The organism is Streptococcus hyovaginalis DSM 12219 (genome assembly GCF_000420785.1).
Lineage (GTDB): Bacteria > Bacillota > Bacilli > Lactobacillales > Streptococcaceae > Streptococcus > Streptococcus hyovaginalis.
On the sequence record NZ_ATVP01000005.1, the window covers coordinates 107,000 to 122,722 of the forward strand.

The window sequence follows — 15,723 nt, forward strand, 5'->3', positions numbered from 1 at the left end:
ATGAGTCATGCGATTATTGATCTAGAACATATTGACATTACCTTTCACCAAAAGAAACGTGTGATTGAGGCTGTTAGAGATGTTTCAGTAACCATCAATAAAGGTGATATATACGGAATCGTCGGTTATTCAGGAGCTGGAAAATCCACCTTGGTGCGTGTGATTAATCTGCTTCAGGTACCGACAAAGGGGAAAATTACAATTAATGGCGATGTGACCTTTGACAATGGTCAGGTGCAATTATCATCTGCTCAACTGCGTCAAAAGCGTCAAAAAATCGGAATGATTTTCCAACATTTTAATTTGATGGCACAGAAAACCGCTTATGAGAATGTAGCATTTGCTTTGCGACACTCCAAATTGAGCAAAGAAGACAAAGCGAAAAAGGTTTCAGAGTTGCTGGAATTGGTTGGTCTATCAGATCGTGCGGATAATTACCCAGCACAGCTGTCAGGTGGACAGAAACAACGTGTCGCGATTGCGCGAGCGCTTGCCAATGATCCAGAGATCCTCATTTCAGATGAATCGACCTCTGCTCTGGATCCTAGGACAACCAAACAGATTTTGGCTTTGTTGCAGGATTTGAATCAAAAATTGGGCTTGACGGTCGTTATGATTACGCATGAAATGCAGATTGTCAAAGATATTTGTAACCGTGTTGCCGTTATGCAAAATGGTGTTCTTATCGAGGAAGGCTCTGTCCTTGAGATTTTCTCAAAACCACAGGCAGCCCTAACTCAAGAGTTCATCAAGACGGCTACAGGAATCGATGAAGCCATGCTCAAGATTGCCCAACAGGATGTTGTGATCAATTTGGCGAAAGGTTCCCTCTTGGTGCAGCTTAATTATGCTGGGACATCGACAGATGAGCCGATTTTGAACGATATTTATAAACGATTCCAGGTCACTGCCAATATTTTATATGGTAATATTGAAATCCTGGACCATACTCCTGTTGGTGAGATGGTGGTGATTTTATCAGGCACACTGGATAATTTATCGGCTGCGCAAGATGCCATCACTAAAGCAGGTATAGAGTTAACCATTTTGAAGAGAGGTGTTTAGATGTCGGGCTGGATTGAAACGTATTTGCCTAATGTTTACAATATTGGATGGGCTGGGGATAATGGGTGGTTGGCTGCGATCAACGCAACGCTTTACATGACGATTATTTCTTTTATTATCGGAGGCTTTCTTGGACTGTTAGCAGGACTTTTTCTAGTGTTAACAGGTCCAGGGGGTGTTATCGAAAATCGCCCAGTATTTCAAGTTTTAGATAAGGTAACGTCCGTTTTTCGTGCGATTCCTTTTATTATTTTACTGGCTATTTTAGCGCCTGTAACCTTCATCATCGTTAAGACAAATCTTGGTGCCACAGCAGCTTTGGTTCCCTTATCTGCGGCAACTTTTCCTTTCTTTGCGCGTCAGGTTCAAGTGGTGTTATCAGAATTGGACCGAGGCGTTATTGAAGCAGCTCAGGCATCGGGTGCCACGCTCTTTGATATTATTAAGGTCTACTTGAGTGAAGGCTTACCAGATCTTATCCGTGTATCAACGGTAACTTTGATCTCTTTAGTCGGTGAAACAGCTATGGCAGGAGCTATTGGAGCAGGTGGTCTAGGGAATGTTGCAATTTCTTACGGTTACAATCGCTCAAATACAGATGTCACCTTTGTAGCGACTTTGGCTATCCTCTTGCTTATTTTTGCCATTCAATTTATCGGGGATGTTTTGACGCGTAAACTAAGCCACCGTTAGATAGGGACTGAATGCTTCTTATTTTTGAATGAGAGCTGGTTTTCCGATTTATTTATGGTATAATCTTCTCTATGAGATTTGATAATAATGAAAAAAGCTGAAATAGCTTTTTTTGTTTGTCTGTCATCAGACACGATTAAGAAGTATTCCGTAGGAGATATTATGAAAAGAACGATGATGATTTGGCGCAGGATTAGCCTGATCAAACGTATTGTTATTGGGGTAGTCATAGGAGCTCTTTTGGCTCTCATATTGCCCCAGTTTCAATTGGTAGGACTAGTGGGGCAATTATTTGTTGGTGGCCTTAAAGCGATCGCTCCCTTGCTGGTCTTTACATTGGTTTCCAGTGCCCTGTCGCAAACGCGTAAGGGGCAAAAGAGTAATATGAAGACAGTGATTCTTCTATACCTTTTGGGCACTTTTTTGGCGGCCCTTATGGCTGTGGTAACCTATTATGTTTTTCCGATTACCTTGACCCTGTCTGAGGGAACGAGTGCTCGTGCAGATGCACCGGATGGTATCGGCCAAGTTTTCCAATCCCTACTTTTGAACATTGTGGATAATCCGATAAATGCGCTAGCTCAGGCTAACTATATTGGGATCCTATCTTGGGCAGTCATCTTTGGGATGGCGTTTAGATCTGCAAATGCGCAAACGAAGGAGCTTCTGGCGACCTTAGCTGATGTGACAGCACAAATTGTTAAGGGTATCATTAATTTAGCGCCCTTTGGTATTATGGGGCTGGTTTTTACAACGATCTCTGAGAATGGTTTGTCCGTTTTGGCAGACTATGGGCTGCTGTTGTTGGTATTGGTTGGGAATATGTTAGTGGTAGCGCTAATTATTAATCCTATTTTGGGTTATCTGATGATGGGGGAAAATCCTTATCCACTGGTCTTTCAATGTTTGAGAGAGTCAGGAGTGACAGCTTTCTTTACCAGAAGCTCTGCGGCCAATATCCCGGTGAACATGCGACTTTGTGAGAAATTGGGCTTGAACCCAGATACTTATTCGGTATCAATTCCTCTTGGTGCCACGATTAATATGGCGGGAGCAGCTATTACGATTAATGTTCTAACTTTAGCAGCTGCACAAACCTTGGGGATAAAAGTTGATTTTGCAACGGCTGTTGTTTTGAGTGTGGTTGCGGCTATATCAGCATGTGGTGCTTCTGGTGTTACAGGTGGTTCATTGCTATTGATTCCGGTAGCCTGTAGTTTATTTGGTATTTCAAACGATATTGCCATGCAGGTTGTGGGAATTGGTTTTATTGTAGGGGTCATACAAGACTCTTGTGAAACAGCCTTGAACTCTTCTACCGATGTGTTCTTTACGGCTGTCGCCGAGAAATCTCGCTTTAACAAAGGTTAATGAAAAGCGCTTAGGAGTGCTCCTAAGCGCTTTTTTGATATGTAAGGTAAATGGTGAGACAGAAAATGGCTCTGTTCCAAGTAATGTTTTAGAGCTGACATGCAGAAAAATTCCTTTCTTGTCATAGAGAGGGATTCTTTTTATCCAGATGATCTCGTATTTTTACTACGTTTACTCTTGGTATCAAATTTTGGGATAAGGTGATGCTATCAGCAGCTTTATCTTAGCATAAAGGATAAGCTCTTATTGAGTTGTCCTTACACACATGGAGTTGTCGTTATTTTAAGTAGCCGAGATAGTCAAATTTTTCAAAAGTTCTTGAGTTAGCGACCGCACTGATATGAATATCGGCAGGTAGTGGGTCTTTGGGGTTGAAATTGGTAATGAGCCCCTCGGTGTTACCTGTTCTGAGACCGACCACGTTAATTTCATATTTAGTGCGCAGGTCTAGGCTAATCAAGGACTGGCCGATCCATTTTTGTGGGATTGAAAATTCAATGATTGAAATGTCGTCTTCAACATGGATGATGTTTGAGATATGTCTTCTTAAGATATGTGAAGCCAGAGATTTTCCTGAGGCGCGTTCAGGCATAATCACACGGTTGGCTCCAATATTGTATAGGACATCTTCGAAGAGACCGCTTTTAGCCTTGGCAATAATATTGGGAACGCCTAATTTTTTACAGTGCATGACAGCGAGAACAGAAGCTTCTAAGCTGTTTCCTGTAGCAATTACTACAGTATCACAATGTTCGATGCCGACATTCTCGAGGAATTCGTAGTTGGTAATGTCCCCTACAGCAGCGCGTGTCACGGTATTTGAGACCGCTTGGACATGGTCTTCACGGTAGTCTAAAGCGATGACTTCTTGATCGAATGTGCATAATTCTTCAGCAACGGTTCTCCCGAAAATACCTAGACCGAGCACACCTATGATTTTTTTTGACACAATAATTTCCTTTCTTGTACTAACCTACGGAAATGTTAGTTTTAGCATAATGAATAGTGTTTTCCTGTTTTTGAAGTAGGCTAAGTAAAACGGTAATCGGACCGACTCGGCCTAAAAACATCAGGGCCATGATAATGAAGCGACCGGCCATAGAGAGCTCTGAGGTTGTGTTCATCGAAACGCCAACAGTTGCGATAGCAGAGGCTACTTCAAAGAGTAATTTAAAGGGATTTAAGTTAGAATCTGTCACCAATAACAGCAAATAGCCTAGCATCATGGTTCCGAAGAAAAAAATGATCACAGTTAGGGTCTGTTTAATGACCTTATTATCGATGGAGCGATGATTGAAGGTGACCTCGGTTTGACCAGACAATTCGGCCTTGAATAAGAGTGCCATGATAGCAATGACTGTCACTTTTACCCCCCCGGCTGTACCTCCTGGAGCTCCCCCCATAACCATCTGAATCATATACAGAAAATTGGTAGCTGGCTTGGCGTGTTCGTAATTGATTGTAGCAAAACCAGCTGTACGCATGGTCACAGTTTGGAAAAATGAAGTTTGCAGTTGTTGGAAAGTTGTTAGATTCCCAATTGTTTGACTATTATCGATTTCGAGGAGCCAGCTTACTAAGGTTCCAATAACTAATATAATCGTGGTTGTTTGAAGGACCAATCGTGATTGATTAGACAGCGGTTTATATAGGGTAGTCAAACGTTTGGGGCGACTAGTATGATAGCTTTTGATCGCGTGAATTAAGTCTTGCCAAACACCAAATCCAAGTCCTCCTGCGATGATTAACCCCGCAATGGTGAAATTGATAAGAGGTGAAGTAGTGAAACCTTGAAGACTGGATGATCCGAAATTATCAAAGCCTGCATTACAAAAAGCAGAAACAGCTAAGAAAATGGCATTAAAGATACCATTTCCCAGGCCAAATCGTGGGATAAAATCGATCATGAGGATAGTAGCAGCTATGGCTTCAATGACAAAGGTCAAGCAATAAACATGATAGAGAAAAGCTTTTAAATCCTGGCTGCTATCTCTGCTTAAGGCGGATTGTAGCAGGGTTTGATCGGATAGATTCATTTTACGGTGCAGGGCTAAACTACTCATGGCGATAAGGGTAACGAGCCCCAGGCCACCAACCTGCATCAGGATCATTGCAATGATTTGTCCCAAACCATTATAGACGTCACCAATGGCAAAGACAGACAGTCCCGTTACACATACCATTGAGACGACATTAAATAAATGGTCGAGATAGACCGTTTTTGGCGCATGCGCATAGTGCATGATTGGCATAGACAATAGAAAGCTGCCAATAAGGATAACGATTAAAAAACTAAAGCTAAGTTGCTGGGTAACAGACCATTTTTTGATTATGGATGGCATGGTGTTCCTTTCTGAAGCCATTAGAGGGGTTTTTTGTTGGGGATGCCAGCTTTTCGAGGGTATTTTTTAGGGGTCTCTTTCTTCTTTTCAACCACTGTGATATTGCGGCCGTCGCCATTTGGTAACTGGTAATTTTGGCTATCTACAATGGTTGCAAAGAGCAATGCTAGCGCTGTTTTAGCTGACTCTAACTCTTGATCAGCTGCACTGGCTTTAAGGGCGATGAGGCGTCCGTTTAATGTCAAAAAGGGGATAGTTAATTCCGCAAGAACTTGCATCCGAGCAACAGCTCTGGCTGTCACAACATCAAATTGCTGGCGGAAGGCTTTATCTTGTCCAAAATCTTCGGCACGTCCATGGAAAAAGTGCACACCCGAGAGTTGCAACTCATCAGCAAGAAGGGTCAGAAATTGGATGCGCTTATTTAGCGAGTCAATGATAGTAACTTCTAAATTAGGGAAAATAATTTTCATGGGAAGACTTGGAAAACCAGCGCCGGCCCCAATATCTAATAGCCGTATAGGTTCGTTAGAAAGGTAACCTTGTAGGATTGGAGCGATGGAATCATAGAAATGTTTTAAATAAACGTCTTGTTTTTCAGTAATAGCCGTTAAATTAATTTTGTCATTCCACTCGACTAATAAGGCGAAGTAGCGTTCAAATTGTGCCTTTTGATGAGTGGAAAGTGTGATGTGATGGCTTTCAAGTTCTTGGTAAAATTCTTCAGGTGTCATCTGGTCTCCTTAAGTGTTAAACTTCTCTTCATTTTACCATATTCATCTTGTCTTTTCTTTTGAAATTATCTCAAAACTGCTATAATGAGATAAATGTTCAGGGAGGGCGCGATGTGTTAAAAAAGCAAATAGCTAGTAATAAAAGAAGAACCATTATTTTGATCCTCTTGTTTTTTACCTTATTGAGTGCTCTTGGATCGGCTGCTGGGTATCTGGTACTAGGCAATATGACTTTTGGACTTGTTATGGCGGTGATCATTGGCGTTATTTATGCAGCGACTATGATTTTTCAATCAACCAAGGTTGTGATGGCGATGAACAAGGCTAAAGAAATCGATCCGATAGAAGCTCCCGATTACTACGCTTGTGTTGAAAATATGGCAATGGTAGCACAGTTACCTATGCCCAAGGTTTATGTGATCGAAGATGGGGCGCTCAATGCCTTTGCGACGGGATCTAGTCCAGAAAATGCAGCTGTCGCCGCCACAACTGGACTTTTGAAAACGATGAACCGCACAGAATTGGAAGCCGTTATAGGACACGAAATAAGCCATATTCGGAATTATGATATTCGCATCTCAACCATTGCTGTTGCTTTGGCTTCCGCAGTCACTATGATTTCCAGTATTGGAGGGCGTATGATGTTTTATGGGAGAGGCCGTCGCCGTAATAGCAATAGAGATGATGGCACAAGTGCCCTTCTTCTGATTTTCTCTATTTTAGCCATGTTTTTGGCACCTTTGGCAGCTAGTTTGGTACAACTTGCTATTTCACGGCAAAGGGAATTTTTAGCAGATGCTTCCTCAGTAGAGTTTACCCGAAATCCAGAAGGTATGATTCAAGCTTTACGGAAATTACAAGGATCAAAACCAATGGCTCATGTGGTTGATGATGCTAGTGCTGCACTATATATTAGTGATCCTAGGAAGTCTACCGGTTTCAAACATTTGTTTTTGACACACCCACCTCTAGAAGAACGTATTAAACGTTTAGAGCTCCTTACGTACAAAGAAAAGACATTTTTTTAAGAAAAGAAGAAAAGGAAAACATCATGAAATTAAGCGATATTCGCAAAAATCCAGAAGGATTACCATTTGATAAACAATTGGCATTGAAAGATGCTCTGATTGCGCGTGAAAGTAGTATTTTAGACCTGCAAAATGTCACAGCAAAAGGGATAGTTTCCTATGATGATGGGCTTTATTTATTGCATTATCATTTATCCTATGAGCTGACCCTTCCATCGAGTCGTTCCATGACTCCAGTTACTCTTCAAGAACACTATGATGTCTCAGAGGTCTTCATAGCCGCACAAGATGTTGCCACTAAAAAAGAAATGGTTGACGAGAATCTTGTTCTCATTCTAGAAGATGATGTGATTGATCTTTCGGAAAGTGTTTTGGATAACATTTTGTTAAATATTCCTTTGAAAGTATTGACGGAAGAAGAGGAAAAAACAGAAGCGATGCCAGAAGGTGACAGCTGGACTGTCTTGACAGAAGCGCAGTACCAACAACTCCGAGAAGAAGAAAAGCAGGTCAACAATCCATTTGCATCACTGTCTGGTCTATTTGATGACTCGGAATAAAGAAAATATATTTTTGTCATATAACTTTAATTTGTAACTATAAAGCAAACGTGGTATTATAAACTGTCACGTTTAAAAAGTTAGTTGAGACCAGGGTTTGCTTTTTAAGAATGCGATAAGATTCGTCCCTTTTGGGAAAACGAACTGATCACAAAAGATTGAATGAGTAACATAAACACTTCTCATCTAGCATTAAAACAATACTAATATTATGGATATTAAAGGTGGAAAATGACGAAACATATTTTGATTATAGAAGATGAAAAAAATCTTTCACGATTTGTTTCTTTAGAATTACAACATGAAGGATACTCTGTTACCGTTGAACATAGTGGCCGTGCTGGTCTTGAGTCAGCTTTGGAAAAAGATTATGATTTGATTTTGCTGGATTTGATGTTGCCTGAAATGGACGGTTTTGAAATTACACGACGTTTACAGCAGGAAAAATCAACCTATATTATCATGATGACTGCTCGTGATTCTGTGATGGATATTGTGTCTGGCTTAGATCGTGGTGCAGATGATTATATTATCAAGCCTTTTGCGATTGAAGAGTTACTTGCGCGTGTTCGGGCAGCCTTTCGTCGTCAAGAAATCGAGGATAGTAAACGGGCTAAAACTGGCGGAGCTAGCTACCGCGACCTGAAATTGGATCCTCAAAATCGCTCAGTTGTTCGTGGTGAGGAAACCATTCCTTTGACGAAAAGAGAATTCGATTTGTTGTCGGCATTGATGTCTAATATGAATCGCGTTATGACTCGTGAAGAGTTGCTAAACCATGTTTGGAAATATGATGAAGCTGTCGAAACCAATGTGGTTGATGTCTATGTTCGCTACTTGCGTGGCAAGATAGATGTCAGTGGTAAAGAGTCGTACATTCAAACAGTGCGTGGTATGGGATATGTCATTCGTGAAAAATAATGAGTTTTATCAAAAACTTCATAAATTACCACTTAGAAAAAAAATGGTCCTCGTTACAACAGGGCTCTTTTTTCTCATTTTTACGACTTTTACAGGTCTGGTTTTATTATTTTCGAATGATTTGTTGCTAAGACGCGAGGAAAAAACCGTCAGAGAAACGACTGATCTGGTTCAAAGGCATTTGTCTGAAATAGACGAGCCATTAACGAGGGATAACCTAATTACGTATCTGCAAACCATGCACACTGTGGAAAATATCAGCTCGGACACCATTTTGACAGAAGGGATGGCTATTGTCGGAAATCACTCGGTGTCTCACTTGTTATATTCCAACCAGACGGCATATCTGTATAATATTCATAAAGATTTGTTATTTACAACAGGGACAGAAACTAAGCCTTTAGTTCTGGGACACTTGAATACTCTACAGTCTGACCGGATAGATAACGAGCGAGGTTTTAGCATTAATGTTCCGATTTATAATCAGACGGGTAAGAAAATCATTGGTTATGCTAAACTTTTTCATAACTTAGAGTTCTACTATACGCTGAAGAACCGCTTGCTCATCTTGTTGCTATTTTTAGAGATAGGGACCATCATCTTAGTTTTGATTATTATGCGCCATAGTATTGACACCTTTTTAAGTCCAATCTATAGTTTGAGAAAGGTGATGCGACATATTGAGGCAGATCCTACAGATCTTGATGTGCGCCTGCAGATTAGTAGTGGTGATGAGATTGAAGAACTCTCGCATATTTTTAATGCGATGTTGGAACGCATTGCAGAACAAAACCACTTACAGCAACAGTTTATCAGTAACGTTAGTCATGAACTGAGGACACCTGTAGCGGTTATCAAGGGCCATCTAGATTTACTGAGCCGATGGGGCAAAAATGATCCTGACATTTTAGAAGAAAGTTTAGAAGCTAGTCGCCATGAGGCGCAACGAATGAATGTGATGATCAGTGAGATGCTAGATTTGGTGCGTCTTCAAGGTGATTTGTCGGAAAAACACCAAGAAACGACCTATCTGGTTGTTCCTATGCAGGCTGCTGTCTATAATTTTGAAGTGCTGCGGCCTGATTTTGCGTTTTCGCTGACGGTTAAAACCACGGATCTTCATGCTAAAATGTCTAAAAGTCACTTTGAACAAGTTTTAACCATTTTGCTTGATAATGCGGTTAAATATTCACCCCAAAAGAGTCTAATTGAATTGTATTTAGACCATTTTGAGGATTATGCGCGTGTTACTGTACGTGATCATGGTGAAGGGATTGCTGAGGAAGATCTCCAAAATATTTTTGAACGCTTTTACCGTACCGATAAATCGCGTAATCGTGAAGGGACAAAAGCGGGACTGGGAATTGGTTTGTCGATTCTTAAGCAAATTTGTGATGCTTATAACTGTCGTTTAAATGTTTATAGTGAAGTTAATAGTGGCACTGCTTTTGTTATCGATATCCCCTTGGTGATGGAAACAAAAGATATGTAGGGCCCCCAGAAGTCTAGCATCACTAACATGTACTTCTTTGGTTTAGGGCTGATGCTTAGTTGACGATATGGGCTTATTCATAAGAGGTTCAGAGGAAGTGGTTAGGTGACTTGAATGGCGCTGTCATCTTACCATTGATTGGCTGTGAATGTTTGGTATCTCAGGTATTCTATGATATAATGAACTATTAATAAACAGGGATATAGAGGCTTGTTATCCATTTGTAAAGATAAAAGGAATTCATCTAGGGAGGAGTGATTGTTTGCGTTGTCCGAAATGTCATACGACAAAATCTAGTGTTGTCGATAGCCGTCAAGCTGAGGAAGGTACTACTATTAGAAGACGCCGAGAATGTGAAAATTGCCACAATCGGTTCACGACTTTTGAGAGGATTGAAGAAGTACCGCTTTTAGTCGTTAAAAAAGATGGGACGCGGGAAGCCTTCTCGCGGGATAAGATTTTACACGGTATCATCATGAGTGCTCAAAAGCGCCCTGTTTCCAGCGAAGATATTGAAAATGTCATTAGCCGTATTGAGCAAGCTATTCGTAGCAATTATGAAAATGAGGTCCCTAGTCATGTGATTGGTAATATGGTGATGGATGAGTTGGCAGAGTTGGATGAAATCACTTATGTTCGTTTTGCATCTGTTTACCGCAGCTTTAAAGATGTCGATGAAATCGAGGAGCTCTTGCAACAGATCACCAATCGTGTTCGTGGTAAAAAGGTTAATAAAAAATGAAGCCTATTGATGACTTTTCATTTATAAAAGCTAATCGGATTGATCTCTCATCACAATCGTTAATGACCTACTATTATCCCATCATTGGACAAGAGGCTTTTGTTGCCTACCATTATTTGGTAACTTTCTGGGATGATGGTCGCCAAAAGCATAAGTTTTCTGAAATCTTAAACCATACGCTTTTGGGGATGTTATCTTTTGAAAAAGCTCTAGCAACATTGACAGCTATGGATTTAGTGGTCTTTTTCAAACAGAGAGAATCTTACCTGATTCAACTTAAGAGCCCTTTGTCTGGTCAAGAGTTTCTCAAGGTACCCCATTATCGCCAGATGCTAGTGCAAAAGATAGGGGAAGTTGCTGTCAAGGAGCTAGAGGTAGCTATTCCGGAAAATAGCCACGACATCTCCAAACGTTTTTCAGATGTTTTTGATGATCAAGGAGAAGTCACCTTGTCCATGGGCGTATCTGATGCTAAATCCTCTTTTGATATTGAAGCTTTCAAAAATTTGATGGTACGTGATGGTCTGTCTTTCTCCAATGAAAAAACAGATGTGATTGGCTTATATCGTTTGTCAGAAACTTATCAAATGACCTGGTATGATACCTATTTGTTAGCCAAAGAAACAGCCTATAAGTTAACCATTTCCTTAAGTAGAATGCGCGCGAAAAAAGAGCAGGGGCAAGTCTCTCAGCAGACGGGAAATGAGTTGACCCCTCAAGAAAAAATACTTGTAACCGAAGCGCAAGCCGATCGTACAGAGGTCTTTTTAGCTAAGATCAAAAAAGCGCGTAAAGCTACCATCACAGCGGATGAGCGGCGATTAGTGTCAGAACTTGCTGAGATAGGATTTTTGGATGAAGTGATCAATGTGATTCTTCTTTATACCATCACCAAAAACAAGTCAGCCAATATTAATAAGTTATACGCTCAGAAATTGGCTAACGATTTATCTTACCATGGCATAAAAACAGCCGAGGCAGCGGTCATCAAGTTGCGCCAGCCTTCAAGCTATGCCAAAAACCAGAAGGGCAAAACCAAGGTGTCTAGTCCTCAGAAAAGCAATGTTCCGGAGTGGAGTAATCAGGATTATCAAAATCAGACATCTGAAGAGGAACAAAAACGATTAGAAGAAGCAAAGCGTAAAGCCATGGAGCGTCTTAGAAAGGACTGATTATGGAAAAGGTAGGACAAACTTTAAACAGGTCGGGACATTCTAGACATTTTGATGCCAACCAGGTAACCCAATTGATCTTGTCAGATCCAGATGTGGTGACCTTTATCAACCAGCATGGTTTAACCCAAGATGAGATCAAACGTAGCTTACCTAAGTTCAATCAATTTATCAATGAGCAGCGCAAGTTTCGAGATGGAGAAGAAGCCTATATTGCTAAAGGCTATGAACCGATTCTGATCATGAACGAAGGCTACGCAGATGTGAGCTATTTGGAGACGAGAGAATTAAAAGAAGCTCAGGAGCAAAAAGCGATTGAGAATCGGATTAACTTGGTCAGCTTGCCAAAGTCCTATAAATCTATTTCATTTGATGATGTCTTGTTGGATGATGTGAAGCGCCTAGATGTTTATGAGAGCTTGGTTGATTTTATTAGCCAATATCCTAGTCCTGAGCAAAAAGGTCTTTATCTCTATGGCGATATGGGGGTTGGGAAATCCTTTTTCATGGCAGCTTTAGCGCATGAACTTTCGGAGAAGAAAAATGTTAAGACAACTCTTCTTCACTACCCAAGCTTTACCATTGATATCAAAAATGCCATAAAAACCGATTCTGTCAAAGATGAGATTGATGCTGTTAGAACTAGCGAAGTTTTGATTCTTGACGATATTGGTGCGGAGCAAAATTCATCTTGGATACGCGATGATGTCTTACAAGTTATTCTGCAATACCGAATGCAAGAAAACTTACCAACTTTCTTTACGTCCAACTACAGCTTTGCCGATTTAGAACGTAAGTTGGCCAATGGCCGAAATGGTGACGAGACTTGGCAGGCCAAGCGTATTATGGAACGTGTGCGTTTCTTGGCTAAAGAGACTCACTTGCAAGGTGAGAACAGAAGGTAATTGCCAGGATCATCTTTTGTGATGTTAAAAGAATTATAGAAAATAAGATAGGGAGGTATTATGTCCTTACCAACTGTTGCCATAGTCGGTCGTCCGAATGTTGGCAAATCAACTTTATTTAACCGTGTTGCAGGAGAACGTATTTCCATCGTTGAAGATGTTGAAGGCGTGACGCGTGACCGTATTTACACAAGTGCAGAGTGGCTTAATCGTCAATTTTCGCTGATTGATACCGGTGGTATTGACGATGTGGATGCGCCATTCATGGAGCAAATTAAGCACCAGGCAGATATCGCTATGACTGAAGCAGATGTTATTGTTTTTGTGGTATCTGCTAAAGAAGGCGTGACTGATGCGGATGAATATGTGGCACGCATTTTGTACAAAACTAATAAACCCGTTATTTTAGCAGTCAATAAGGTTGACAATCCTGAGATGCGTGCTGAAATTTATGATTTCTATACGCTTGGATTAGGCGATCCTTACCCAGTATCGTCTGTTCATGGTATTGGAACGGGTGATGTTTTAGATGCTATCGTGGAAAATCTTCCTTCTGAACATGAAGAAGAAAATCCTGATATTATCAAATTTAGTTTAATTGGGCGTCCTAATGTCGGAAAATCTAGTCTTATCAATGCCATTTTAGGTGAAGAACGTGTGATTGCTAGTCCAGTTGCTGGAACGACCCGTGACGCTATCGATACTAACTTTACGGATAGCGAAGGTCAAGAGTATACCATGATTGATACCGCTGGTATGCGTAAGTCTGGAAAGATCTACGAAAATACGGAGAAATATTCTGTCATGCGCTCCATGCGTGCTATCGATCGTTCAGATGTTGTTCTCATGGTCATCAACGCTGAAGAAGGTATTCGTGACTATGACAAACGCATTGCTGGTTTTGCCCATGAAGCTGGAAAAGGGATGATTATTGTCGTTAACAAATGGGACACGATTAAGAAAGATAATCATACGGTCAATCAGTGGGAAGCGGATATTCGTGACCAATTCCAGTTTTTGGCCTATGCCCCGATTATCTTTGTATCGGCTGAGACCAAACAACGTCTTAACAAATTGCCGGAAATAATCAAGCGTATTAGTGAGAGTCAAAATCGCCGTATTCCATCAGCTGTGCTTAATGATGTTATTATGGACGCAATTGCTATCAATCCAACACCGACTGATAAAGGGAAGCGCCTCAAGATTTTCTATGGGACACAAGTGGCAGTCAAGCCACCAACTTTCGTGATTTTTGTTAATGAAGAAGAGTTGATGCATTTTTCTTATATGCGTTTCTTGGAAAATCAAATTCGGGCAGCGTTTGGTTTTGAAGGGACACCGATCCATCTTATCGCTCGTAAACGTAGTTAGTAAATAGAAAGAAGCGACTGAGGTCGCTTTTTAGGTATTTTATGAAAAAAGTAAAAGGTTTGGGGATACTTTTCCTCCTCATTGTTGGTGTTACTATTGGCTACCATTTTGTTGCAACATCCCCTAGTACGCCAAAAACCAGTTCAACTTACGATGTTAGTGGTCCTCAGTATTTTCAAGAAGAGGAGAGCCTAGTTCTGAGCCGAATGATAGCTAAAAAACAAGGCCTTTATTTTTATGGTTTCCCCGAATGTCCTTGGTGTCAGGAGTCAGTCCCACTATTGACTAAGGTTTTAGAAGATCAGCAAACAAGGGCTTATACGGTCAATATCCACAGTGATAATTACCAGAAGGATGATGCAAGAGTATTAGAACATTTTTACCAAAGTCATTTGGGTAAAAAGTCTGTCTCTGTGCCCTTTTTGGTTGCCATTAATAGCCGTGGCCAAGTGAAAACACATGTTGGGACAGTAGAAGGACATAATGCCAAAGAAAGTAAACTGACCCCCAAACAGCAGGAGGAACTAGCAGAGGTTTTAGCTTCCCTAGTTTCTTGGACCAAATCTTAAGCATTAAACAGGTGTGCATAGCTGTTGCCGATCCGTCTCGTGTGTAAGTGTTTTCTTTGAGAGGAAGTTGTTTTAGTCAGAGTTTTTTCGGACCTCGATTTGAACGACGAGTCTAATGATTTTAGTCGTCTTGACGCTCTGGTGGTTACAGGCTTGGTGGGTCTCTTGTCAGAACTGTACGATTGATGATTTAAAACTAACTGAGATTTAGCGTTTTGGCTGATGCATCTCTCAGTTTTTTGTTTTTTTTAGGGGCCTACAGTATTTGATGCAATAAACAGTCAGGAAAGCAGCTTGTGATACTGCTCGGAAGTTTTGCACTAAAAAGCTGGGAAATTTTTTGATACTGTTACTTGAAAGCTCAAAAGCTATCCAAAGATGACCTACTTGGTAAAAGATTGTGACGTCAGCTCAAACAGTCCACTGGACTGTTTGAGGTGGTGAATCATGAAGGTGCTACATACGCAATCTTTGGGTTATGAGAAATGACTAGGCATTTCTCTATTTTTGATCGCGGTTGATCAGGAGGGATTATCGTATCAGTATGCGAACACTGTCTACTAGATTGTTTTTACTGCTATCTAGGTAATTAGATTGCGAGAAATTTAAGGAAAGTACTTGAAAGATGCTATCTGACTTGCCATTAACGAGCTAGCAACTGCCTATTCTCTCTATTTTTGCTATAATAAAGGGATAAACTATTGTTTGTTAAGAAATCAAGAACGATCTCATCGCTTTCAGTTAGCGTAAGAACGAGG

At 40.8% G+C, this 15,723-nt stretch carries 15 protein-coding genes; 12 read left to right on the forward strand and 3 right to left on the reverse strand.

Annotated elements, in window-relative coordinates:
• The 3 genes from G574_RS0104750 (at window position 1) to sstT (ending at window position 3,129) form a co-directional block, all read left to right on the forward strand.
• Window positions 1–1,065, forward strand: coding sequence for a methionine ABC transporter ATP-binding protein (locus G574_RS0104750; protein ID WP_029691187.1), 1,065 nt, complete (start codon window positions 1–3; stop codon window positions 1,063–1,065).
• Window positions 1,066–1,758, forward strand: coding sequence for a methionine ABC transporter permease (locus G574_RS0104755; protein ID WP_029691188.1), 693 nt, complete (start codon window positions 1,066–1,068; stop codon window positions 1,756–1,758).
• Between the two features lie 162 nt (window positions 1,759–1,920).
• Window positions 1,921–3,129, forward strand: a complete 1,209-nt coding sequence (sstT, locus tag G574_RS0104760) for a serine/threonine transporter SstT (protein WP_029691189.1) — start codon at window positions 1,921–1,923, stop codon at window positions 3,127–3,129.
• Window positions 3,130–3,406: 277 nt separating this feature from the next.
• Here the strand turns inward: sstT and ktrA are convergent, their stop codons facing one another.
• From ktrA to rsmG, 3 genes are read right to left on the reverse strand one after another with little or no spacing between them, the layout of a single operon-like run.
• A complete protein-coding gene (ktrA, locus tag G574_RS0104765; protein ID WP_084677576.1) occupies window positions 3,407–4,078 on the reverse strand; it encodes a potassium uptake transporter gating subunit KtrA in 672 nt (223 codons plus the stop codon).
• A 19-nt stretch (window positions 4,079–4,097) separates the two neighbouring features.
• Window positions 4,098–5,471, reverse strand: a complete 1,374-nt coding sequence (locus G574_RS0104770; RefSeq protein ID WP_029691191.1) for a TrkH family potassium uptake protein — start codon at window positions 5,469–5,471, stop codon at window positions 4,098–4,100.
• 20 nt (window positions 5,472–5,491) lie between these two features.
• Window positions 5,492–6,205, reverse strand: a complete 714-nt coding sequence (gene rsmG / locus G574_RS0104775; protein ID WP_029691192.1) for a 16S rRNA (guanine(527)-N(7))-methyltransferase RsmG — start codon at window positions 6,203–6,205, stop codon at window positions 5,492–5,494.
• A 113-nt stretch (window positions 6,206–6,318) separates the two neighbouring features.
• Here rsmG and htpX point away from each other — a divergent pair, with 113 nt between their 5' ends.
• The 9 genes from htpX to G574_RS0104820 all read left to right on the forward strand — a co-directional run bounded on the left by htpX (window position 6,319) and on the right by G574_RS0104820 (window position 14,965).
• On the forward strand, window positions 6,319–7,233 hold the full coding sequence (htpX, locus tag G574_RS0104780; protein ID WP_029691193.1) for a zinc metalloprotease HtpX: 915 nt from the start codon (window positions 6,319–6,321) through the stop codon (window positions 7,231–7,233).
• 20 nt (window positions 7,234–7,253) lie between these two features.
• Window positions 7,254–7,793 (forward strand): DUF177 domain-containing protein, encoded by a 540-nt coding sequence (locus tag G574_RS0104785; protein WP_156828104.1) that lies wholly within the window; start codon window positions 7,254–7,256, stop codon window positions 7,791–7,793.
• Window positions 7,794–8,024: 231 nt separating this feature from the next.
• Window positions 8,025–8,714, forward strand: coding sequence for a response regulator transcription factor (locus tag G574_RS0104790; RefSeq protein WP_017770836.1), 690 nt, complete (start codon window positions 8,025–8,027; stop codon window positions 8,712–8,714).
• Window positions 8,695–10,206 carry a HAMP domain-containing sensor histidine kinase gene (locus tag G574_RS0104795; protein ID WP_029691195.1) on the forward strand — a complete coding sequence of 504 codons (1,512 nt, stop codon included), beginning with the start codon at window positions 8,695–8,697 and terminating at the stop codon, window positions 10,204–10,206. The genes G574_RS0104790 and G574_RS0104795 overlap by 20 nt, the downstream gene beginning before the upstream one ends.
• A 262-nt stretch (window positions 10,207–10,468) precedes the next feature.
• The gene (gene nrdR, locus G574_RS0104800; protein ID WP_029691196.1) at window positions 10,469–10,948 is read left to right on the forward strand and encodes a transcriptional regulator NrdR; all 480 of its coding nucleotides are present in this window, start codon (window positions 10,469–10,471) and stop codon (window positions 10,946–10,948) included.
• On the forward strand, window positions 10,945–12,120 hold the full coding sequence (locus G574_RS0104805; RefSeq protein WP_029691197.1) for a DnaD domain protein: 1,176 nt from the start codon (window positions 10,945–10,947) through the stop codon (window positions 12,118–12,120). The genes nrdR and G574_RS0104805 overlap by 4 nt, the downstream gene beginning before the upstream one ends.
• A 2-nt stretch (window positions 12,121–12,122) precedes the next feature.
• On the forward strand, window positions 12,123–13,025 hold the full coding sequence (gene dnaI / locus G574_RS0104810; RefSeq protein ID WP_029691198.1) for a primosomal protein DnaI: 903 nt from the start codon (window positions 12,123–12,125) through the stop codon (window positions 13,023–13,025).
• Between the two features lie 60 nt (window positions 13,026–13,085).
• Window positions 13,086–14,396 carry a ribosome biogenesis GTPase Der gene (gene der / locus G574_RS0104815; RefSeq protein ID WP_029691199.1) on the forward strand — a complete coding sequence of 437 codons (1,311 nt, stop codon included), beginning with the start codon at window positions 13,086–13,088 and terminating at the stop codon, window positions 14,394–14,396.
• Window positions 14,397–14,437: 41 nt separating this feature from the next.
• Window positions 14,438–14,965 carry a hypothetical protein gene (locus tag G574_RS0104820; RefSeq protein WP_029691200.1) on the forward strand — a complete coding sequence of 176 codons (528 nt, stop codon included), beginning with the start codon at window positions 14,438–14,440 and terminating at the stop codon, window positions 14,963–14,965.
• The last annotated feature ends 758 nt before the right edge of the window (window positions 14,966–15,723 follow it).

Coding starts and splice junctions, on each gene's coding strand:
- G574_RS0104750 (WP_029691187.1), top strand. CDS start 1: ATGAGTCATGCGATTATTGATCTAGAACATATTGACATTACCTTTCAC.
- G574_RS0104755 (WP_029691188.1), top strand. CDS start 1,066: ATGTCGGGCTGGATTGAAACGTATTTGCCTAATGTTTACAATATTGGA.
- sstT (WP_029691189.1), top strand. CDS start 1,921: ATGAAAAGAACGATGATGATTTGGCGCAGGATTAGCCTGATCAAACGT.
- G574_RS0104770 (WP_029691191.1), bottom strand. CDS start 5,471: ATGCCATCCATAATCAAAAAATGGTCTGTTACCCAGCAACTTAGCTTT.
- rsmG (WP_029691192.1), bottom strand. CDS start 6,205: ATGACACCTGAAGAATTTTACCAAGAACTTGAAAGCCATCACATCACA.
- G574_RS0104790 (WP_017770836.1), top strand. CDS start 8,025: ATGACGAAACATATTTTGATTATAGAAGATGAAAAAAATCTTTCACGA.
- G574_RS0104795 (WP_029691195.1), top strand. CDS start 8,695: ATGTCATTCGTGAAAAATAATGAGTTTTATCAAAAACTTCATAAATTA.
- G574_RS0104805 (WP_029691197.1), top strand. CDS start 10,945: ATGAAGCCTATTGATGACTTTTCATTTATAAAAGCTAATCGGATTGAT.
- dnaI (WP_029691198.1), top strand. CDS start 12,123: ATGGAAAAGGTAGGACAAACTTTAAACAGGTCGGGACATTCTAGACAT.
- der (WP_029691199.1), top strand. CDS start 13,086: ATGTCCTTACCAACTGTTGCCATAGTCGGTCGTCCGAATGTTGGCAAA.
- G574_RS0104820 (WP_029691200.1), top strand. CDS start 14,438: ATGAAAAAAGTAAAAGGTTTGGGGATACTTTTCCTCCTCATTGTTGGT.